This window comes from Bacillus sp. PS217 (assembly GCF_037963535.1).
Lineage (GTDB): Bacteria > Bacillota > Bacilli > Bacillales > Bacillaceae > Bacillus > Bacillus subtilis.
In genome coordinates this window covers 3550364-3570671 of sequence record NZ_CP150157.1, presented here as the reverse complement: position 1 = coordinate 3570671, position 20308 = coordinate 3550364, and the positions used below count along the sequence as shown (strand labels likewise).

General features: G+C 45.6%; 18 protein-coding genes. 13 read left to right on the top strand and 5 right to left on the bottom strand.

The window, feature by feature from the left end; genetic code table 11:
- Positions 1-90: 90 nt before the first annotated feature.
- The 3 genes from uvrB (at position 91) to hag (ending at position 6136) form a co-directional block, all read left to right on the top strand.
- On the top strand, positions 91-2076 hold the full coding sequence (gene uvrB, locus NSQ83_RS18525; protein WP_003228054.1) for an excinuclease ABC subunit UvrB: 1986 nt from the start codon (positions 91-93) through the stop codon (positions 2074-2076).
- Between the two features lie 7 nt (positions 2077-2083).
- Positions 2084-4957 carry an excinuclease ABC subunit UvrA gene (uvrA, locus tag NSQ83_RS18520; RefSeq protein ID WP_003228057.1) on the top strand — a complete coding sequence of 958 codons (2874 nt, stop codon included), beginning with the start codon at positions 2084-2086 and terminating at the stop codon, positions 4955-4957.
- 339 nt (positions 4958-5296) lie between these two features.
- The gene (gene hag / locus NSQ83_RS18515) at positions 5297-6136 is read left to right on the top strand and encodes a flagellin Hag (protein ID WP_198878465.1); all 840 of its coding nucleotides are present in this window, start codon (positions 5297-5299) and stop codon (positions 6134-6136) included.
- Positions 6137-6334: 198 nt separating this feature from the next.
- On the opposite strand, the gene NSQ83_RS18510 is transcribed toward hag, so the two are convergent.
- Positions 6335-6565 (bottom strand): hypothetical protein, encoded by a 231-nt coding sequence (locus NSQ83_RS18510; RefSeq protein WP_003235419.1) that lies wholly within the window; start codon positions 6563-6565, stop codon positions 6335-6337.
- Between the two features lie 217 nt (positions 6566-6782).
- Here NSQ83_RS18510 and yvlA point away from each other — a divergent pair, with 217 nt between their 5' ends.
- The 5 genes from yvlA to NSQ83_RS18485 all read left to right on the top strand — a co-directional run bounded on the left by yvlA (position 6783) and on the right by NSQ83_RS18485 (position 12863).
- The gene (yvlA, locus tag NSQ83_RS18505; RefSeq protein ID WP_032726939.1) at positions 6783-7109 is read left to right on the top strand and encodes a protein YvlA; all 327 of its coding nucleotides are present in this window, start codon (positions 6783-6785) and stop codon (positions 7107-7109) included.
- A 24-nt stretch (positions 7110-7133) separates the two neighbouring features.
- The gene (locus NSQ83_RS18500) at positions 7134-8231 is read left to right on the top strand and encodes a DUF4097 family beta strand repeat-containing protein (RefSeq protein ID WP_003228061.1); all 1098 of its coding nucleotides are present in this window, start codon (positions 7134-7136) and stop codon (positions 8229-8231) included.
- A 4-nt stretch (positions 8232-8235) separates the two neighbouring features.
- A complete protein-coding gene (locus NSQ83_RS18495; RefSeq protein ID WP_003228065.1) occupies positions 8236-8433 on the top strand; it encodes a PspC domain-containing protein in 198 nt (65 codons plus the stop codon).
- A 1-nt stretch (position 8434) separates the two neighbouring features.
- Positions 8435-8794, top strand: coding sequence for a phage holin family protein (locus NSQ83_RS18490; protein WP_003228066.1), 360 nt, complete (start codon positions 8435-8437; stop codon positions 8792-8794).
- Positions 8795-8993: 199 nt separating this feature from the next.
- Complete coding sequence (locus NSQ83_RS18485; protein WP_198878466.1) at positions 8994-12863, top strand: metallophosphoesterase; 3870 nt, start codon at positions 8994-8996, stop codon at positions 12861-12863.
- A 20-nt stretch (positions 12864-12883) separates the two neighbouring features.
- Here NSQ83_RS18485 and nagR read toward each other — a convergent pair whose 3' ends face one another.
- Genes nagR through nagA form a run of 3 tightly spaced genes read right to left on the bottom strand, consistent with a single transcriptional unit; the run spans position 12884 to position 15548 of the window.
- Positions 12884-13615, bottom strand: a complete 732-nt coding sequence (nagR, locus tag NSQ83_RS18480; RefSeq protein WP_003228089.1) for an N-acetylglucosamine utilization transcriptional regulator NagR — start codon at positions 13613-13615, stop codon at positions 12884-12886.
- Positions 13616-13632: 17 nt separating this feature from the next.
- Positions 13633-14361: a glucosamine-6-phosphate deaminase gene (gene nagB / locus NSQ83_RS18475; RefSeq protein ID WP_198878467.1), complete on the bottom strand. Its 729-nt coding sequence runs from the start codon at positions 14359-14361 to the stop codon at positions 13633-13635.
- Positions 14358-15548: an N-acetylglucosamine-6-phosphate deacetylase gene (gene nagA / locus NSQ83_RS18470; protein ID WP_017695288.1), complete on the bottom strand. Its 1191-nt coding sequence runs from the start codon at positions 15546-15548 to the stop codon at positions 14358-14360. Before nagA ends, nagB begins: the two co-directional genes overlap by 4 nt.
- Positions 15549-15729: 181 nt before the next feature.
- On the opposite strand from nagA, the gene hprK reads away from it, so the two are divergent.
- The 5 genes from hprK to hprF are packed head-to-tail and all read left to right on the top strand — an operon-like array spanning position 15730 to position 19616.
- Complete coding sequence (gene hprK / locus NSQ83_RS18465; RefSeq protein WP_017695287.1) at positions 15730-16662, top strand: HPr(Ser) kinase/phosphatase; 933 nt, start codon at positions 15730-15732, stop codon at positions 16660-16662.
- A gap of 13 nt (positions 16663-16675) precedes the next feature.
- On the top strand, positions 16676-17485 hold the full coding sequence (lgt, locus tag NSQ83_RS18460; protein WP_003242661.1) for a prolipoprotein diacylglyceryl transferase: 810 nt from the start codon (positions 16676-16678) through the stop codon (positions 17483-17485).
- 23 nt (positions 17486-17508) lie between these two features.
- Positions 17509-18447 carry a nucleoside recognition domain-containing protein gene (locus NSQ83_RS18455; protein ID WP_017695286.1) on the top strand — a complete coding sequence of 313 codons (939 nt, stop codon included), beginning with the start codon at positions 17509-17511 and terminating at the stop codon, positions 18445-18447.
- A complete protein-coding gene (gene ppaX / locus NSQ83_RS18450; RefSeq protein WP_017695285.1) occupies positions 18444-19094 on the top strand; it encodes a pyrophosphatase PpaX in 651 nt (216 codons plus the stop codon). The genes NSQ83_RS18455 and ppaX overlap by 4 nt, the downstream gene beginning before the upstream one ends.
- A gap of 3 nt (positions 19095-19097) precedes the next feature.
- Complete coding sequence (gene hprF, locus NSQ83_RS18445; protein ID WP_003228107.1) at positions 19098-19616, top strand: heptaprenylglyceryl phosphate O-acetyltransferase; 519 nt, start codon at positions 19098-19100, stop codon at positions 19614-19616.
- Positions 19617-19635: 19 nt separating this feature from the next.
- Here the strand turns inward: hprF and pelC are convergent, their stop codons facing one another.
- On the bottom strand, positions 19636-20301 hold the full coding sequence (pelC, locus tag NSQ83_RS18440) for a pectate/pectin lyase PelC (protein ID WP_015251135.1): 666 nt from the start codon (positions 20299-20301) through the stop codon (positions 19636-19638).
- Positions 20302-20308 lie beyond the last annotated feature (7 nt).

Below are 20308 nucleotides of genomic sequence, written 5' to 3'. Positions count from 1 at the left end.
AACTTTAGTTCGTATTTTTAGTGATTTTGCTTTCCATTGTGTTACTATATCTATAGGAAGATTTCGTTAAAGAAACGGAGGCTTATTTTTGTGAAAGATCGCTTTGAGTTAGTCTCGAAATATCAGCCCCAGGGAGATCAGCCGAAAGCCATTGAAAAGCTTGTGAAAGGAATTCAGGAGGGCAAGAAGCATCAGACTCTGCTGGGTGCAACAGGAACTGGGAAAACATTTACGGTGTCTAATTTGATTAAAGAAGTTAATAAGCCGACTCTCGTGATTGCCCATAACAAAACCCTTGCTGGACAGCTTTACAGTGAGTTCAAGGAATTTTTTCCGAACAATGCTGTCGAGTATTTTGTCAGCTACTATGATTATTATCAGCCGGAGGCGTATGTGCCTCAAACGGATACATTTATAGAGAAAGACGCTAGTATTAATGATGAAATTGATAAACTGAGACACTCCGCCACATCAGCTTTGTTTGAGCGTAGAGATGTCATTATTATTGCGAGTGTGTCTTGTATATACGGCCTCGGTTCGCCTGAGGAATACCGGGAAATGGTCGTGTCACTGCGGACTGAAATGGAAATTGAGCGCAACGAGCTGCTCAGAAAACTTGTAGACATCCAATATGCCCGCAACGATATCGACTTTCAGCGCGGTACATTTCGTGTGCGCGGGGATGTAGTGGAAATCTTTCCGGCATCCCGTGATGAGCATTGTATCAGAGTTGAATTTTTCGGTGACGAAATCGAACGGATTCGGGAAGTGGATGCGCTGACAGGAGAAATTCTCGGCGACCGAGATCATGTTGCGATTTTCCCGGCATCCCACTTCGTAACGCGAGCCGAGAAAATGGAGAAGGCGATTCAAAATATCGAGAAGGAGCTTGAGGAGCAGCTGAAGGTCATGCATGAAAACGGAAAGCTCCTTGAAGCGCAGCGTTTAGAGCAGCGGACAAGATATGATCTTGAAATGATGCGTGAAATGGGTTTCTGCTCCGGCATCGAGAACTATTCAAGACATTTGACGCTGCGGCCTCCAGGTTCAACGCCGTATACGCTTCTTGATTATTTCCCAGACGATTTTATGATCGTGGTGGATGAGTCGCATGTGACAATTCCTCAGGTGCGCGGCATGTTTAACGGAGACCAGGCGCGGAAACAGGTGCTCGTGGATCACGGCTTCCGGCTTCCATCAGCGCTTGATAACCGTCCGCTTCGTTTTGAGGAATTTGAAAAGCATATGCACAATATCGTGTATGTATCAGCAACACCAGGGCCGTACGAGATTGAACATACAGATGAAATGGTCGAACAGATCATTCGTCCGACGGGGCTTCTTGACCCGCTTATTGACGTCCGTCCAATCGAAGGTCAGATTGACGACTTGATCGGCGAAATTCAAGCAAGAATCGAGCGGAATGAACGGGTGCTTGTGACAACTTTGACGAAGAAGATGTCAGAGGATCTGACCGATTATTTAAAGGAAATCGGCATTAAAGTAAACTATCTGCATTCTGAGATCAAGACGCTTGAACGGATTGAAATTATCCGCGACCTGCGCCTTGGCAAGTACGATGTGCTTGTCGGCATCAACCTGCTGAGGGAAGGTTTGGACATTCCCGAAGTATCCCTTGTTGCGATTTTGGATGCGGATAAGGAAGGTTTCCTTCGTTCGGAGCGGTCGCTGATCCAGACCATCGGACGGGCAGCGAGAAATGCGGAAGGCCGCGTCATTATGTACGCCGATAAAATAACGAAGTCTATGGAAATTGCGATTAATGAAACAAAACGCCGCCGCGAGCAGCAGGAGCGGTTTAACGAAGAGCACGGCATTACGCCGAAAACGATAAATAAAGAAATTCGCGATGTCATTCGTGCCACAGTAGCAGCTGAGGATAAAGCGGAATACAAAACAAAAGCCGCGCCGAAGCTGTCGAAAATGACGAAGAAAGAACGCCAGAAAGTCGTTGAACAGATGGAGCATGAAATGAAGGAAGCCGCCAAGGCGCTTGACTTTGAGAGAGCCGCGGAGCTTCGCGATTTACTTTTAGAGCTAAAAGCGGAAGGATGATGAACAAATGGCTATGGATCGGATAGAGGTGAAGGGAGCCAGGGCGCATAACCTGAAAAATATAGATGTAACGATTCCGAGAGATCAGCTTGTCGTTGTCACGGGTTTGTCCGGATCAGGTAAATCCTCCCTTGCCTTTGACACGATATATGCTGAAGGACAGAGACGGTATGTCGAGTCGCTGTCTGCTTATGCCCGCCAGTTTTTAGGGCAAATGGATAAGCCTGATGTGGATGCAATTGAGGGGCTCTCTCCCGCCATCAGCATTGATCAGAAAACAACAAGCCGCAATCCGAGGTCTACTGTCGGTACGGTAACTGAGATTTATGATTATCTGCGTCTTTTATATGCGAGAGTAGGGAAGCCTCATTGTCCGGAGCACGGAATTGAGATTACATCCCAGACTATCGAGCAAATGGTGGACAGAATTCTGGAATACCCGGAACGGACGAAGCTTCAGGTGCTGGCGCCGATTGTCTCGGGCCGAAAAGGCGCTCATGTCAAAGTGCTTGAACAGATTAGAAAACAAGGCTATGTCAGAGTCAGAATTGACGGCGAGATGGCTGAGCTTTCCGACGATATCGAATTAGAAAAGAACAAGAAGCATTCCATTGAGGTAGTCATTGACCGGATTGTCGTGAAAGAAGGCGTGGCAGCCCGGCTGTCAGATTCATTGGAAACGGCGCTCCGTTTAGGTGAAGGACGGGTTATGATCGATGTCATCGGTGAGGAAGAGCTGATGTTCAGCGAGCATCATGCCTGTCCGCACTGCGGATTTTCAATTGGTGAGCTTGAGCCGCGTCTGTTTTCGTTTAACAGTCCGTTCGGGGCGTGTCCGACGTGTGACGGTCTCGGAATGAAGCTTGAAGTGGATGCCGATCTTGTCATCCCCAATCAAGATTTGTCATTAAAGGAGAATGCGGTCGCCCCTTGGACACCGATCAGCTCACAATATTATCCTCAGCTGCTTGAGGCAGTCTGCACCCACTACGGGATTGATATGGATGTGCCGGTCAAAGATTTGCCGAAGCATCAACTGGATAAAGTGCTGTACGGCAGCGGAGATGACCTGATTTATTTCCGATATGAAAATGATTTTGGACAAATCCGCGAAGGTGAAATTCAATTTGAAGGCGTATTGCGCAACATTGAAAGACGCTATAAGGAGACAGGATCCGATTTCATACGTGAGCAAATGGAGCAGTATATGTCTCAGAAGTCTTGTCCGACGTGCAAAGGCTATCGGTTAAAGAAAGAGGCGCTTGCCGTACTGATTGACGGCCGCCACATCGGAAAAATTACCGAGCTGTCTGTCGCCGACGCACTTGCCTTCTTTAAAGATCTTACCCTTTCTGAGAAGGATATGCAGATCGCCAATTTGATTTTGCGCGAAATTGTGGAGCGCTTAAGCTTTCTGGACAAAGTCGGCCTCGATTACCTGACATTGAGCAGGGCAGCGGGTACATTGTCCGGGGGAGAGGCGCAGCGCATCAGGCTGGCGACTCAAATTGGCTCGCGTTTATCCGGTGTGCTTTATATTTTAGATGAGCCGTCTATCGGTCTGCATCAGCGTGATAACGACCGCTTGATCAGCGCTCTGAAAAATATGAGAGACCTCGGGAACACGCTGATTGTTGTCGAACATGATGAGGACACGATGATGGCAGCAGATTATTTAATAGATATTGGACCGGGAGCCGGCATTCACGGCGGACAGGTGATATCTGCGGGTACGCCGGAAGAAGTGATGGAAGATCCAAACTCATTAACGGGCAGCTATTTATCAGGGAAAAAGTTTATCCCATTGCCTCCTGAAAGAAGAAAGCCGGACGGACGTTACATTGAAATTAAAGGTGCATCAGAAAACAACCTGAAAAAAGTGAATGCCAAGTTCCCGCTTGGGACGTTTACAGCAGTTACAGGTGTTTCCGGTTCAGGAAAGAGTACACTCGTTAATGAAATTTTGCATAAGGCGCTGGCGCAAAAGCTTCATAAAGCGAAAGCGAAGCCCGGCAGCCATAAAGAGATTAAAGGTTTGGATCATTTAGATAAAGTCATTGACATTGACCAGGCGCCAATCGGAAGAACGCCGAGATCCAACCCTGCGACATACACCGGTGTATTTGATGACATTCGTGATGTATTCGCGCAGACAAATGAAGCGAAGGTCCGCGGTTATAAAAAAGGCCGTTTCAGCTTCAACGTGAAGGGCGGACGATGTGAAGCCTGCCGCGGAGACGGGATTATTAAAATTGAAATGCACTTCCTTCCTGACGTATACGTTCCATGCGAGGTGTGTCACGGCAAACGCTATAACCGTGAAACGCTTGAAGTGACGTACAAAGGAAAAAGCATCTCTGATGTGCTTGATATGACGGTTGAAGATGCTCTTTCTTTCTTTGAAAATATCCCGAAAATCAAACGCAAGCTCCAAACCCTTTATGATGTTGGTTTAGGTTATATTACGCTCGGCCAGCCGGCGACGACCTTGTCAGGCGGAGAAGCGCAGCGCGTGAAGCTCGCGTCAGAGCTGCACAAACGCTCAACCGGACGCACGCTCTACATTTTAGATGAGCCGACGACAGGTTTGCATGTCGACGATATCGCCAGGCTTCTTGTCGTGCTGCAACGGTTGGTAGACAACGGAGACACTGTACTGGTTATTGAGCACAACCTTGATATCATTAAGACGGCCGATTACATTGTGGATTTGGGCCCGGAAGGCGGAGCCGGAGGCGGAACCATTGTCGCGTCTGGAACGCCTGAGGAAATCACTGAAGTGGAAGAATCGTATACAGGCCGTTATTTGAAGCCTGTTATCGAACGTGACAAAACACGCATGAAATCGCTCTTGAAAGCGAAAGAAACAGCTACATCTTAAAAAAACCTCTGTTAAGAGGGGACAGCTTGTCAGCAAGTCCATCCTTGGGCTTAGCAGGCAAGCTTTTTCTTTACGGCATAATAGGTTTAGATTCGTCTTTGGTATAATTTCTTTGGGAAAACGCCTAAACATTTACAAATTGCTGTCGATATATGAATTGAAAGGCGGATGATGATTTCCAAATTAAGCAGACAAACCCTATTAAGGGGCTTAAAGGCATCCTTAAGCAATAACTGAATCTACATAGGTTAGAAGCTTTATTGGAATCTGATACGCCAGAAATCAAAGAAAAGGAAGTCTTTGATTTCAAAAACATATACACATGGAGGTATTTTTCACATGAGAATCAACCACAATATTGCAGCGCTTAACACACTAAACCGTTTGTCTTCAAACAACAGTGCGAGCTCAAAAAACATGGAGAAACTTTCTTCTGGTCTTCGCATCAACCGTGCGGGAGATGACGCAGCGGGTCTTGCGATTTCTGAAAAAATGAGAGGACAAATCAGAGGTCTTGAAATGGCTTCTAAAAACTCTCAAGACGGAATTTCTCTTATCCAAACAGCTGAGGGTGCATTGACTGAAACCCATGCAATCCTTCAACGTATGCGTGAACTTACTGTTCAAGCAGGAAACACAGGTACACAGCAAACTGAAGATTTAACTGCAATTAAAGATGAAATGGATGCGCTTATTGAGGAAGTTGACGGTATTTCAAATCGTACTCAATTCAACGGAAAGCAATTGTTAGATGGAACTGAAACTAATGGTTTCACATTCCAAATTGGTGCGAATGCTGGTCAACAGCTTAACGTTAAAATTGATAGCATGGCAGCAAAAGACTTAGGTAGTGATACTGTTAAATTGAATACTCTTGATGTAACAAAATTTGATACTACTTCTTTTGATGATCAGCTTAAAGGCATTGATGCAGCCATCAATCAAGTTTCTACTCAACGTGCTAAACTTGGTGCGGTACAAAACCGTCTAGAGCACACAATCAACAACTTAAGCGCTTCTGGTGAAAACCTGACAGCTGCTGAGTCCCGTATCCGTGATGTTGACATGGCGAAAGAAATGAGCGAGTTCACAAAGAACAACATTCTTTCTCAAGCTTCTCAAGCGATGCTTGCTCAAGCAAACCAACAGCCGCAAAACGTGCTTCAATTGTTACGTTAATTTTGAACGGCTATCTCTTTCTGATAGTTACAGCTTGCCGACAGAGTCCATTAACTGGATGTGCCGGCAGGCTTTTTTTGTTACAATCATTTTGTGACAGCCAGGGAATCACTTGTTTTTTCAAAACAAAAAAGGCAAGATATTGTCATCTAACCTTTAACTTTGTTTCAGTTATAATGAATGATATGTTTTCCGCAATTACAAAGTCTTCTTATACAGCTGCTTACTTACACTCATTAAATCTTGCACAATATGCGTGTTGCTGCTGTCGAGCAGCACTTTTATATATTGGATATCGTGAGAGATCGGGAAGGGTCCGTGAATCTGCTCAAGCTCGGCGATCATTTCACGATTCATTCTTTTTTGTTCATGAATCAGCTTTAACACTGATTCTTGTGTTACTGTATAGTCACTGGGATCTTTCTCCATTGCTTGTCCAGCCTCCTTGGTTGCCGTAAGCTTTTTACATATTGTAATCGGTATAGCCGGAAGATTCTACTTCTAAAACTTTTTAAAATCCAATTTCCGTAAATCGGAGCATGTCTAAAGAATGAATTTGAAACCTGAAGAGATTTTAAACGTATAAATAAGTAAAACGTCCCTGATCTTTTGTCATGGACAATTCACAATAGGAGTGTGGAATGAATTGAACCGTAATCAAGCTATTATTGCATCACTTTGTTATTTCAGTGTGTTTATTGCGCCAATCATTGTGCCGATTGTCGCTTATTTTGTTGTAAATGAGAAAGAAACAAAACGCCATGCGATACGCTCTCTTATTTCTCACATAGTTCCGTTTGTCGGCTGGCTGTTCCTTTTTATTGCTTTACTTGGCGGAGCCGTTGCGATTGATGGAGACAGCTTGCTTCCTGTATTTGTAATCATCGGGGGAGCGGTTATTTATTTCTTAGTTGTCATTGGCATTATCATTTGGAATGTGATTCAGGGCATTAAGGTCCTGCGTGAAGCATAAGTAGACAATGGGGAGGAGATCGTAATGAAGCAAGAAAAGGAACGAATCCTTAAGCTTGTTGAGGAAGGAAAGCTTACAGCACAAGAAGCTTTGACACTGATTGAAAAGCTTGACAGCGACTACAAGGAAAAAGAAGAGAAAATCACAGCGCTCTCAGTTCACGTTCATGACGAGGAAGAGCCATTTACAACGGCAAAAAAAGAAAGCGGCAAACCGTCTTTAGGAGCCAAGCTGTTTGACTGGATTGATTCTGCTGTGAAAAAGGTCAAGGAAGTTGACCTTGATTTAAACTTTGGCCATGCGTATGATGTTCAGCACATTTTTCAATTTAAAGATACTGACTTTTCCAGTGTTGAGCTGCAAATTGCCAACGGCAGCGTGAATATCGTCCCTTGGGAAGATGACGATATCAGAGCGGAATGCCAGGCGAAGGTATATCGCGCTGACAGCCAGGATGCGGCGAGACACGCATTTCTTCAGCATATTGAATGTGAAATAAAAGGAAATAAGTTTTTTATCCGTACTGAGAAAAAGACGATGAAAACGAATGTCACTTTGTATATTCCTCAGAAGGAGTATGATAAGATTCGAGTGAAGCTGTTTAACGGTCCGGTCAGAGGGGAACATTTACATGTAAAAGAGTTCTCAGCGAAAACGACAAACGGCGTGCTGTCGTTCTCGTATTTAACAGCCGAAAAAGCCATAGCTGAAACGGCCAACGGGCAAATTAAGCTCGCAAGCCACAGCTGCGGTACGATAGAAGCGGAAACCATTAACGGATTGATCGATCTCCGAGGGAAAAGCGAATCCATTGACGTTCAAAGCTTTAACGGAAATATTGCGATTAACGTAACAGAATCAGACTGCCGCTCCATTTATGCAAAAACAACGACTGGAAATGTAGAGCTTGCAATTCCGGACGATCTCGCAGTGAAGGCAGAGCTGAAAAGCAATCTTGGTACGCTGTCCCATGAATTAATGGATGTAGAGATGCTGAAGGAAAAAAATGATACGATTCAAAAAGAAATGATGTTCACTTCAAATCAGGCACATGATCAAAACATCACCGTCTTCTCAGAATCACTAACAGGCGCCATCAAACTAAAGTACTCACAGAGGTGATCGAATGAATAAGCTTTATCGCTCAGAAAAAAATAAGAAAATCGCCGGTGTTATCGGAGGTCTCGCGGAATATTTCAATTGGGACGCATCACTCCTCAGAGTCATAACTGTCATCTTAGCCATTATGACAAGTGTCTTGCCGGTTTTGCTCATTTATATCATTTGGATTTTTATCGTCCCGTCAGAAAGGGATATGAAATGACATGGTAAAATGGGCAGTCAGCATTTTAGTCAATGCATTGTTATTAATCGTCATTGATGGATATATTGACTCCATCCATATCAGCAGCATTGGGGCAGCGATTATCGCCAGCCTCATTTTATCGATCTTAAACGTGCTGATTAAACCGCTTTTAATTATATTTACACTGCCGGTCACCATGGTGACGCTTGGACTCTTCTTGTTTGTGATTAACGCCATCACGCTTATGATGACCGCGTCCATTATGGGTGACAGCTTTCAAATCGACGGCTTCGGCACAGCGATATGGGCATCCGTTATCCTGTCGGTCTTCCATTTGCTGATTCAAAAAGGCATTTTAGAGCCGCTTAGAAAAAAATAAAAAAAGCTGCCCGCAAAGGCAGCTTTTTTACATGTTCTGCAGCCTCCTTAAAAAATTGTGAAGTGAAGTGTTCGCTTTTTGTCAGCAGTCCCGCGTATATGTCGTATACCATCTGCTTTGTCAGATTGGATATTGTTTAAAAATGAACTCATAAGCTTCCCTGTTCAGACGCAAAATACATGAAAAGGGAGGTGCTTTGATGAGGAAATACACGGTTATTGCTTCTATATTACTGTCTTTTCTTTCCGTTTTGTCTGGCGGCCATCATGAATCGAAAGCTTTTCCTGTTGTACAGCAGGAACTATTTCAAACGCCTCATTACATACCCTTGCTTGAAAATCCTCCTCAAATTGATGTGAAAGCTGAAATGAGAAGCAATATAATGATTGAGGCTCAAGTACGCGATAATTCGTATCAAGCATTTTCCGCCTTTCTTTTTTATAAACAAAGTAATGAGCTGGGCTACAAAATGGTGCCGATGGACCCGACCCCCGGAGCGGTCCGCAAGTTTTTGGCACAAATTCCGAAACGTTTGATTTGGAACAGCGAGCTTGAGTATTACATTGTGATGTCGAATGGGAAGCAGCGGGTTGAGTCGGAGACGAAGAAACTGAAGCTTGAAGGATACCAGGCTGACCTTGCCCATATTCCGGAGCTTCTGATCACAGAACTGGCGGTTGATACGAAGAATATAGGACGCGCAGACGGTTATGAATTTATTGAGATTTTTAATACGACTGACAGAACGATTGATTTTAAAGACTACCATATCCGTTACCGCTACCCAAAAGAAGGGCCTGACTCCGATCTGATTTGGAGACCTGATGAAATGATCTTGATACCATCCGGCGAAACGTTTGTCGTCTGGCTGAAGCCTGCCGGGCATCCAGAATTGACGTCAGCGGATTTCAATCGTTATTATCAGACACAACTAAAAGAAGGAAAAAATCTCGCGGTGATAGACGAGACAGAGGGTATGGCCAATACGAGGCCGCGGGCCGTTGTGATATCAACGAATACAGGAAAGGACATTTCGGTTGCGCATTATCGGAAACATGCGCTGCGCCGGCTGTCATCAGTGCTTTATAAGTATCCGTTGAACGGAACCGCAGAACTTCTGAACATTTCAATCGGGGAAAAGAATCCGTCTCCCGGAACCGTATTACAGGCACAGGTGCCCGAGCAGAAACGGAAAATCAAGCTCGATAAAGAAAAACCGGTCATTGAGGATTTGACTGACCGCAAGCCTGTCCGCCCTGCTGAAAGCATTGAGCTGCGGGCTGACATACGGGACCGAAGCCTAGTGAAAACAGCGGCCTTTTACTACCGGACGGATGAGAGAAAACCGTTTAAGCGAATTCTTGCTGAAAAAGACCGTAACGATAATCTCTACCATTATATTGTGTATTCGCCTGAATTGATCGGGAAGGATCAACTAGAGTATTATGTGGCGGCCGGGGACGGGATCAATGAAGCGAGAACGCCGGTCAAAATGATTGATATTAAACAAACAAGCAAGGCGCACGGTCTGCGGTTGAATATTGAAAACAGAGACACGCTGTCGGGAACTCAATTTCTCAAAGCCACGACAGAAGGGCGAGCTGACAGCATTAAGCTGTGGATTGACGGGAAAAAACAAGTGACAGAGCCCGCGATGGAAAAAGAAGTATATTTTGCATTCGATACGAGGAAAACGAACCTTTATTTTAAAAACGCGGTAACGATGGAAGGCAAAGTGCTGAAGGTGTTCGATGATACAACAAATAAATACCGCACCTATTCTGTTCCGTTGCCAGAGACACTGCTTCGGAAAGGGAAGCAGCTGCAGCGTATTACAATACGATCGGGTTCGAAGGTGTCTCCGTTTGATACGGCTGAAAACCGTGATGACTTCTTAGTCAAAAACGCCCGATTGGTGTTATCGGATGGAACGGTGATCAGGGATCAGAGGGTGTCCCCTGAGAAGGAACTCTTTATTGGCGATAATCAGCGCTCGAATAAAAGCTGGCAATTTCAGTTCAATCTGCCTGACGGACTGTTTACATCACAGCTGCTGGAGTGGGATACATCAAAGCTTTCTGAAGGCGCTCACCATATTCAAGCAAGCGACGGGAAGGAAAATGTCAGCCTGGTTGTACGGGTAGATAATTCAGGACCTCACATTGAGCCGAATATCACCGAGGGGCAAACGTATAAAGGAAACCTTATCCTGCAGGCGGATATGTATGATAAATGGAGCAAAATTGAGGAAGCGGAAGCGTCTTTAGATGGAGAAAGCATTACACTCCCATATCATACGTCCTCTTCTGATCTTTTGCCGGGAAAACATTCTCTAAAAGTGACAGCAACGGATCTCGCGGGCAATAAAACAGTGATTGAGAGGATATTTAAAACCGAACGAGAGCATCCGGACCAGCCGGAGGTTATAGACAGCGAAGCTGACACGCATAAGGCCAAGCTTTCTGTACGGGTGAAAGATCCGACGAATGATGCCATGGATGTTGGTTTTTATAGGGGATTTCAATATACAGCGCGCAATCATGTGAAAATATTTAAGCACGCGTCACTGACTGAACCGCCGAAAAGCTTTGTGCCGGAAAGGGAGACCCCATTTACGAATAAAGAATTGGAGCGGGTATCAGCTGCTGATGGAAAAACAGTATCGACAGAAAACAAAGAGCTTTTCCCTTATCATCGCTTTGAAGTGACGGTTGATCCATCAATTGATGAGAATGATCTGGCAGAAGCGGTCTGGAAGGGCAGTTCTTTGCCGGGGAGAAAGGTGACGATGTATGCTTGGAATTATCGGACAAACGAATGGCAGCCTGTTGACAGCTTCGTCGCGAAGGATGACAAACCGTTTACGCTGAAAGCGTCTGTGATTGCCGCCGATTTTGTACGGGAGTCGAAAATGAATGTGATTGTACAGGATGAAATTCCTCCTGCGAAGGATATGTACACATTTGTCTGGATGTCTGATACACAGTATTACGCCGAAAGCTATCCGCATATTTTTGATAAACAGACCGAATGGATAAAAGATAACCAAAAGCAGCTCAATATCAAATATGTGTTCCACACGGGTGATATTGTAGATGATTCCGCCGATATCAGACAGTGGAAAAACGCTGATCGGTCAATGTCCGTTCTGGATAAGAGCGGAATACCTTACGGCGTGCTGGCCGGCAATCACGATGTCGGGCATAAGGACGGCTCCTACAGGGCGTTTGGCAAATATTTTGGCAGCGATCGTTTTGATAAAAAATTGCATTATGGCGGTTCCTATAAAAACAACCGCGGACATTATGACCTGATTTCTAGCAACGGCAATGATTATATCATGCTGTACATGGGATGGGGCATTACGGATGAAGACATCGCGTGGATGAATCAGGTGCTGAAGAAACACCCTGACCGGATGGCAATTTTAGCTTTTCATGAGTATTTGCTGGTCAGCGGAAACAGAAGCCCGATCGGAGAGAAAATATTCAAAGAAATCGTAAAGCCGAACCCGAATGTCGTGATGGTATTGAGCGGGCATTATCATAGTGCGATGAGAAAAACAGATGAGCTGGATGATGATGGTGATGGGAAGCCGGATCGTCTTGTGCATCAAATGCTGGCCGATTATCAGGGCGGGCCAGAAGGCGGTCAAGGGTATTTGCGTTTGCTTCAATTTGACCAGGCAAATGACATGGTGCACGTATCGACGTATTCTCCGTATGTAAAGGATAAGAATTACTATGATACGGATACCTATGGCAACAAGGATGAATTTTCCCTTTCGCTTGATTTGAAGCCAAGAATCAAAAAGGTGGAAACCGATTATTTTGAATGTAACGTATATACCAATGAAGAGCTCGGAAAACGGGAGCAAGTGAAGAGCGGGGATACAGCTGAATTCCGCTGGGATCATCTTGAACCGCAGTCTGTTTATTATTGGTACATTATAGTGGAAGACAGTTTTAACGGCAAAACGAAATCACCGATCTGGAAGTTCAAGACGAAAAAAGAAACATATCGTCCGGCACCAGACCAGTTTGATTTTCGCCATGTCTCCAATCCTTAAAAAGGGTTGGAGGCTTTTTTTTATGAAAGACGATCCATATAGTGGACAAATGTATAACGGTCGCCTCTGTATACGGATTTTGCATGCTCAAAAGCAGTTCCGTTCTGCAGATATGTTGTTCGTTTAATTAATAGGACTGGCGCTCCCTTTTGAATACCAAGAATGTTCGCTTCTTCCGTGGTGGCAGCGCTTGGCTCAAGCTCCTGTTTTGCACGGGAAATCGGTATGCTGTTATACCTTTCAATATGATCATAGATCGACGACTGAAAATGCGATTCGTTCAATTCACCCGCAAGCTCAAACGGAATATGTGAGGACTCAATCGCCATTGGAATATCATTTGCCAGCCGCACCCGAGTGATTTTATGGATAGAGGAGGGGTGCCCGCAGCCTAATATAGCCGCGAGCTCCTCAGTTGAATCAATAAGCTGATAATCAATGAGCCTGCTGCCCGGTGTCATCCCGCGGCTTTTCATATCCTCGGTAAAGCTTGTCAGCCCTTGAAGTGCTTGTTCCATTTTTGGCTTGCTGACAAAGGTGCCCCGTCCTTTCAGGCGATAGAGCAAGCCTTCATTAACTAAATTAGAAAGCGCCTGGCGAACTGTCATCCGGCTGATCCCGAATTGTTCGGCATATTCGCGCTCGGAAGGAAGAGGCATATCCGGCTGCAGCTCTCCGTTCTTAATTTGGGTTTTTAATTGCTCCATAATCTGATAGTAAATCGGAATAGGCGATTGTTTATTGATATTCATAAGTCAGCATGTTCCTTTCAAGGTCTTAATGACGCGGCTTCACGATCAATCAAAACCGTAACATCGGAATGCAGGTGCAAAGCAGATGCGGGAAAATCTTCGCTGATGTTTCCTTCTAACAGCTTACGAACAGCTTTCGCTTTGCTTTTTCCAGAAATAAGCAGCAGAATGCGCTTGCTTGAGAGTATCGTTTGAATTCCCATTGTCAGTGCTTTTTTCGGCACGCTGTCTATGGAGGGAAAATATCTGGCATTCGCTTGGCGGGTTTGCTCATTTAATGTCACAACATGAGTTCGCGACTTGAAAGACGTTCCCGGTTCGTTAAAGCCGATGTGTCCGTTTCGGCCGATGCCGAGAAGCTGAATGTCAGTGCCGCCGAGGGACTCGACTAGCTGTTCATACCGTCTGCATTCGTCCTCCAAATCGTCTGCATTTCCATTCGGAATAAAATGCCGGCTAGGCTTGCTGTCGATATGCTGAAATAAACGGTCATTCATATAGAAGTGATAGCTGTTCGGGTCATTGCTTGAAAGTCTGGCGTACTCATCCAAATTAACTGTAGTGACGTTTTGAAATGAGAGATTCTCAGTTTGGTGCAGGCGGATCAGCTCGCGATACGTGCCTTCCGGTGTGCCGCCCGTCGCTAACCCGAGAACGGCATCAGGTTTTTCTTTGATTGTATCTGCCGTTATTCTGGCTGCTTTTTGGCTTAGCTCTTCATACGTTTGACATTCCATTACTTTCATATCTGGTCAGCCTCCTTGGATATAAATGCAATGTTTCCGCGGCAAATGGTGAGAATCACCTCGCAATCACTGCTGACAATCACCAAATCTGCATCTTTTCCCACAGTCACACTGCCTTTTCGGTCAAAGATGCCCAGCTGTTTGGCCGCGTTTGCAGAAGTTATATTAGCTATATCCGTCCAAGAGCAATTTGTAAACTCACGCATATGCCGTGCGCCCTCGTTCATTTTGAGGATCGAACCGGCAAGGGTTCCGTCTGAAAGAAGAGCTGTTCGTCCTCTTACCGTCACACTTTGGCCGCCGAACTCATAAACGCCGTCTTTCAGGCCTTTTGCCCTCATGGAATCGGTAATTAAAATGAGCTTGCTGCTGCCTTTCGCCAAAAAAGCAAGCTTTGCAGCTAAAGGGTGGGAGTGAATGCCATCGGCGATAAGCTCTGTCACAAACCCATCATGGGCCAGCGCCGTTCCGATCACTCCGGGCTCTCGGTGATGAAACGGGCTCATCGCGTTGTACAGATGGGTCATATGGCTCGCCCCTGCTTTTGCGGCATCCGACAGCAATGCGGAATCGGCATCCGTGTGCCCCATGGATGCGATAATCGATTCGTCTTTCAAATGGCGGATCAGTTCAAAATGCTGATCCTCCTCTGGCGCAAGTGTAACAATTTTGATCAGTCCGCCCGCCTCCTGCTGCCACTTTTTGAAAAGCGCAACATCCGAAGGCCTAATCCACTCTTTTGGCTGCGCTCCGGCTCTTTTAGGAGAAACAAAGGGGCCCTCTAAATGAATACCGAGCAGTTCTGCACCTAATAAAGAGGACTCTTCAGCCGCTTTCCACTCTCTTGCGTTCACCAAAGCTTGAGAAATGTTCCCATGCTCTTGGGTAATCGTTGTGGCTAAAAAGCTCGTCGTGCCTTCTTCGGGAAGTCTTGACGACATGATGTCGAGCGCAGAAAAGCTTGCATCCATCGTATCTGCGCCATAGCCGCCGTGGATATGAATGTCAATCATGCCGGGAAGCAAAACGGAATTCGCAGGTGCTTGAATCTCTTTTGAATATGGCTCCTTGGGCCGTTCTGTTGAGACTGTGCTGATTTTTCCGTCATTGATTCCGACATAGCCGTTTTTGATTACTTCATTTTCTGTCACGATCGCAATGTCTTTGATAAGAAGACTCTCTGCCATAGATGATCCGCCTTTCTGGAATTTGAATACCTTTATTTTACTCTTTTTCAGACTAGTGATCTAGACCAGCTGAGGTGTTTTCCCGCCTTTTATAAAATCTGTTTTAGGTTCAAGCCTGAAAGTGATAAAATGAAAGTATTGTGAGCAAGCTCGGGGCAGCCCGGAACAGGAGGAACATATCGTGGCAAAGGTTCGCACAAAAGACGTAATGGAACAGTTCAATTTGGAATTAATCAGCGGAGAAGAAGGAATTAACCGCCCGATTACAATGAGTGACCTATCAAGACCAGGCATTGAAATTGCCGGATATTTTACATATTACCCGAGAGAGCGCGTGCAGCTTCTCGGAAAAACAGAGCTTTCTTTCTTTGAACAGCTTCCGGAAGAGGATAAAAAACAGCGAATGGATTCTCTGTGCACTGATGTAACACCAGCTATTATTCTTTCTAGAGATATGCCCATCCCGCAGGAGCTGATTGACGCCTCCGAGAAAAATGGGGTGCCTGTCCTCAGATCGCCGCTGAAAACGACAAGACTGTCAAGCCGTTTAACCAACTTCCTTGAGAGCAGGCTGGCGCCTACCACAGCAATTCATGGCGTTCTTGTCGATATATATGGTGTCGGCGTGCTGATCACAGGAAAAAGCGGCGTCGGGAAAAGTGAAACAGCGCTGGAGCTTGTGAAAAGAGGGCATCGCCTTGTTGCCGATGATTGCGTTGAAATTCGGCAGGAGGATCAGGATACCCTTGTCGGAAACGCTCCGGAATTAATTGAGCATCTCCTTGAAATCAGGGGGCTTGGCATTATCAACGTGATGACGCTGTTTGGCGCCGGCGCGGTCAGAAGCAATAAACGAATCACGATTGTCATGAACCTTGAACTTTGGGAGCAGGGCAAGCAATACGACCGTCTCGGGCTTGAGGAAGAAACCATGAAAATCATTGATACAGAAATTACAAAACTGACGATTCCCGTCCGTCCAGGCCGAAATCTGGCAGTTATCATCGAAGTGGCAGCAATGAACTTCAGATTGAAGCGGATGGGGCTGAATGCCGCTGAACAATTTACCAACAAGCTAGCGGATGTCATTGAAGACGGTGAACAAGAAGAATAGGAGTTGGCGTTAAATGAATGAAGCGATAGAACCACTCAATCCGATAGCATTTCAGCTGGGGCCGTTAGCCGTCCATTGGTACGGAATCATTATCGGTCTCGGTGCTTTGCTCGGGCTGTGGATTGCGATGAGGGAAAGTGAAAAACGGGGGCTGCAGAAAGATACGTTTATTGATCTTGTCCTGTTTGCCATTCCAATTGCGATTATTTGCGCACGAATTTATTACGTTGCCTTTGAATGGGACTATTATGCGGCACATCCGGGAGAAATCATTAAGATTTGGAAGGGCGGCATTGCCATTCATGGCGGATTAATCGGCGCCATTTTAACGGGTTATGTGTTTTCGAGAGTGAAAAACCTTTCGTTCTGGAAGCTTGCGGATATTGCCGCGCCCAGCATTTTGCTCGGCCAGGCGATCGGCCGCTGGGGGAACTTCATGAATCAGGAAGCGCACGGCGAGGCTGTCAGCAGAGCCTTTTTAGAAAACCTGCACCTGCCTGAATTTATCATCAATCAAATGTATATCAATGGGCAATATTATCATCCTACTTTTTTATATGAATCACTATGGAGCTTTGTCGGCGTCATTGTTTTACTGCTGCTGCGCAGAGCGAATTTGCGTAGAGGCGAGATGTTCTTGATCTATATCATTTGGTATTCAATCGGAAGATACTTTATTGAAGGAATGCGGACTGACAGCTTAATGCTGACTGATTCACTTCGCATCGCTCAGGTGATTTCAATCGTATTGATTGTTTTGGCTGTGGCAGCCATCATCTTCAGACGCGTCAAGGGATATTCGAAGGAGCGGTACGCGGAGTAGACGTTAACAAAGGGGGATGAGGGATGAAGAAGATCTTTCTGGCCGGTCTTGCAGCAGGTTTTCAAACAACATGGACGCTGGGTAAAGTGATTTTCCCGGTAACGCTATTGGTCACTTTGCTTCAGCATACCCCTGTCATGGATTGGCTTGTACGGCTGATTACACCGGTAATGGGTCTCTTCGGGCTTTCTGGTGAAGCGGCCATTCCGCTTGTACTGGGAAATATGCTGAATCTGTATGCGGGAATTGCCGGGATTTTAACATTGGATTTATCTGTGAAAGAAGTCTTTATTTTAGCTGTTATGCTTTCTTTCTGTCATAACTTGATTATCGAATCGACAGTTGCCGCAAAGGTTGGTATCAGAATTGGCGTCATATTGGCCGTGCGCATCGGTTTGGCCGCTGTGTCAGCCATCGTCATCAACCTCATTTGGCATGGCGGAAAGGAAACGGCGCAGTACGGTTTTATCGCTGCGAAGAGCGCGGCGCCAGACAGCTGGCTAGGAATGTTGGCAGAAGCATTAACGAAAGCCGGACTTGGTGTTTTGCAGCTGGCGGCAATTGTCATCCCGCTGATGATTATCATCCAGTTTTTAAGAGATTTAGGCTGGCTGCATCGGTTTTCCAGGTGGCTGTCTCCGTTTACGCAGCTGCTTGGCATGAATAAAAATACGTCTATGACGATGGTGGCGGGACTGACGATTGGTCTGGCCTACGGAGCGGGTGTCATGATCAAAGCTGTCGAGGATGACGGCGTGAGCAAGCGGGATATGACATTGGCATTTATATTTCTCGTTGCCTGCCACGCGGTCGTGGAAGATACACTTGTCTTTATTCCGCTTGGCATACCCGTCTGGCCGCTTCTTTTGATTCGTGTCACCACAGCAGTTCTGCTGACAATGGCTATTGCGCACACGTGGAAAAAATGGAAACCCTCAGCGGTTGGAAAGGAAGCAATATGAGTGACAAACAAGTAACGACGATTCTGTTTGATTTAGACGGAACGCTTATTAATACGAATGAATTAATTATCGCGTCCTTTTTGCATACACTGGAGCATTATTATCCGAGCAAGTATAAACGAGAAGATGTCCTTGCATTTATCGGGCCGTCTCTTTTTGATACGTTCTCTTCGATGGACCCTGATAAATGCGAGGATATGATCGCTATGTACAGAGCGTACAATCATGACATGCATGATTCACTCGTCACTGAATATGAAACGGTATATGAGACCCTGGATGCATTAAAAAAAGCCGGCTTTACATTAGGAATTGTGACAACAAAATTAAGAGATACTGTCAATATGGGCCTCAAGCTCACGGGAATCGGCGAATTCTTTGAAACAGTTGTCACCCTTGATGATGTGACGAATGCAAAGCCTGATCCCGAGCCTGTGCTGTTAGCGCTGAAACAGTTAGGAAGCAAGCCCGAGGAAGCCATTATGGTCGGAGATAATTACCACGATGTGCTGGCAGGCAAAAACGCCGGTACAAAAACGGCAGGAGTCGCATGGACGATTAAAGGGCCGGAAATGCTGGCGAAGCATGAGCCGGATTTTATGCTTGAGAAAATGAGTGATCTATTACAAATCGTTGGAGTGAAGTAATCTGTGAGAAAAACAGATCGTCATCCGGTCTCGGGGGCCAACTCACTGTGGCATGTCTATCAAACGGTACCTTTTTTAAAGGTCGTCAAAAATTTCATTGTCATTCAAATTGCGAGATATACGCCGTTTATAGGGATGAAAAACTGGCTGTACCGTACATTTCTGCGGATGAAGGTTGGAAATCAGACATCCTTTGCCCTCATGGTGATGCCAGATATCATGTTTCCGGAAAAGATCTCAGTCGGAACAAATACAATCATCGGGTACAATACGACCATTCTGGCCCATGAGTATTTGATTCACGAATACCGGATCGGCACAGTTCTGATCGGAGACGAAGTGATGATTGGTGCCAACACGACCATTCTGCCCGGGGTGAAAATAGGAGATGGCGCAGTTGTGTCCGCCGGAACACTTGTCCATAAAGACGTGCCTGCCGGCGCATTTGTCGGCGGAAATCCGATGAGGATCATCTATACGAAGGAAGAAATGCAAGAAAGATTGAAAAAGTCCGCTGAATAACATCAGCGGACTTTTTTGGTTAAAATTGAGTGTTGTTGTTTTCGTAAATATGCTGAACACCAATCCATTTTTGACCGACATTAGAGTAGCGTGTATTTGTCATTCTGACCGTGCTTGTTTTGCTGTCCGTCCGGAATATCGCTTCCTTCATGTTTGTGATGGTGCACTTATCGATGATCACATCAACGTGGAAGGTTGAACCGCCAAGCTGTCTTATGAACTTTCCGCCATTGTCTGCCGTGAAGTTTTTCACTGTGAATGTACTGGCTTTATTGATTTGGAATATCTTATCTGACGCTTTTTGTGCAGAACCGCCGTCGATCGTCACTTTTCCTTCCTTCTTCACCGTTAACGCATCCTCACCAACATCTTCCCATTTCACATTCTGAATGTTAACGTTTCCATAAGTGTGTACGCCATCAGCGGCAGGGGCGCCAAGCACCACATTTTTCAGGGTTGCACCATCCTCCACACGAAAAACAGGGTCTTGGTTTTCTGACTGGCTTCCGTCGCCTAATTCTTTCCCTGCCACAAACCGCTGTCCTTTCCCGTCATATGTTGTATTTTTTGGTACGATAATTGTTTCGTGCACCACTTTGTCTGCTGCAAAAGCGGTTGATGACTGAAACTGGCTGAACCCCATAACCAAACCGAACATAAATAGGATAGACACGAATTTTTTCAATGATAAA

What these genes read in the sequence shown, in the direction of transcription:
- uvrA (WP_003228057.1), top strand. Translation starts at nt 2,084, where the DNA reads ATGGCTATGGATCGGATAGAGGTGAAGGGAGCCAGGGCGCATAACCTG.
- hag (WP_198878465.1), top strand. Translation starts at nt 5,297, where the DNA reads ATGAGAATCAACCACAATATTGCAGCGCTTAACACACTAAACCGTTTG.
- NSQ83_RS18510 (WP_003235419.1), bottom strand. Translation starts at nt 6,565, where the DNA reads ATGGAGAAAGATCCCAGTGACTATACAGTAACACAAGAATCAGTGTTA.
- NSQ83_RS18500 (WP_003228061.1), top strand. Translation starts at nt 7,134, where the DNA reads ATGAAGCAAGAAAAGGAACGAATCCTTAAGCTTGTTGAGGAAGGAAAG.
- NSQ83_RS18495 (WP_003228065.1), top strand. Translation starts at nt 8,236, where the DNA reads ATGAATAAGCTTTATCGCTCAGAAAAAAATAAGAAAATCGCCGGTGTT.
- NSQ83_RS18490 (WP_003228066.1), top strand. Translation starts at nt 8,435, where the DNA reads ATGGTAAAATGGGCAGTCAGCATTTTAGTCAATGCATTGTTATTAATC.
- NSQ83_RS18485 (WP_198878466.1), top strand. Translation starts at nt 8,994, where the DNA reads ATGAGGAAATACACGGTTATTGCTTCTATATTACTGTCTTTTCTTTCC.
- nagR (WP_003228089.1), bottom strand. Translation starts at nt 13,615, where the DNA reads ATGAATATCAATAAACAATCGCCTATTCCGATTTACTATCAGATTATG.
- nagB (WP_198878467.1), bottom strand. Translation starts at nt 14,361, where the DNA reads ATGAAAGTAATGGAATGTCAAACGTATGAAGAGCTAAGCCAAAAAGCA.
- nagA (WP_017695288.1), bottom strand. Translation starts at nt 15,548, where the DNA reads ATGGCAGAGAGTCTTCTTATCAAAGACATTGCGATCGTGACAGAAAAT.
- lgt (WP_003242661.1), top strand. Translation starts at nt 16,676, where the DNA reads ATGAATGAAGCGATAGAACCACTCAATCCGATAGCATTTCAGCTGGGG.
- NSQ83_RS18455 (WP_017695286.1), top strand. Translation starts at nt 17,509, where the DNA reads ATGAAGAAGATCTTTCTGGCCGGTCTTGCAGCAGGTTTTCAAACAACA.
- ppaX (WP_017695285.1), top strand. Translation starts at nt 18,444, where the DNA reads ATGAGTGACAAACAAGTAACGACGATTCTGTTTGATTTAGACGGAACG.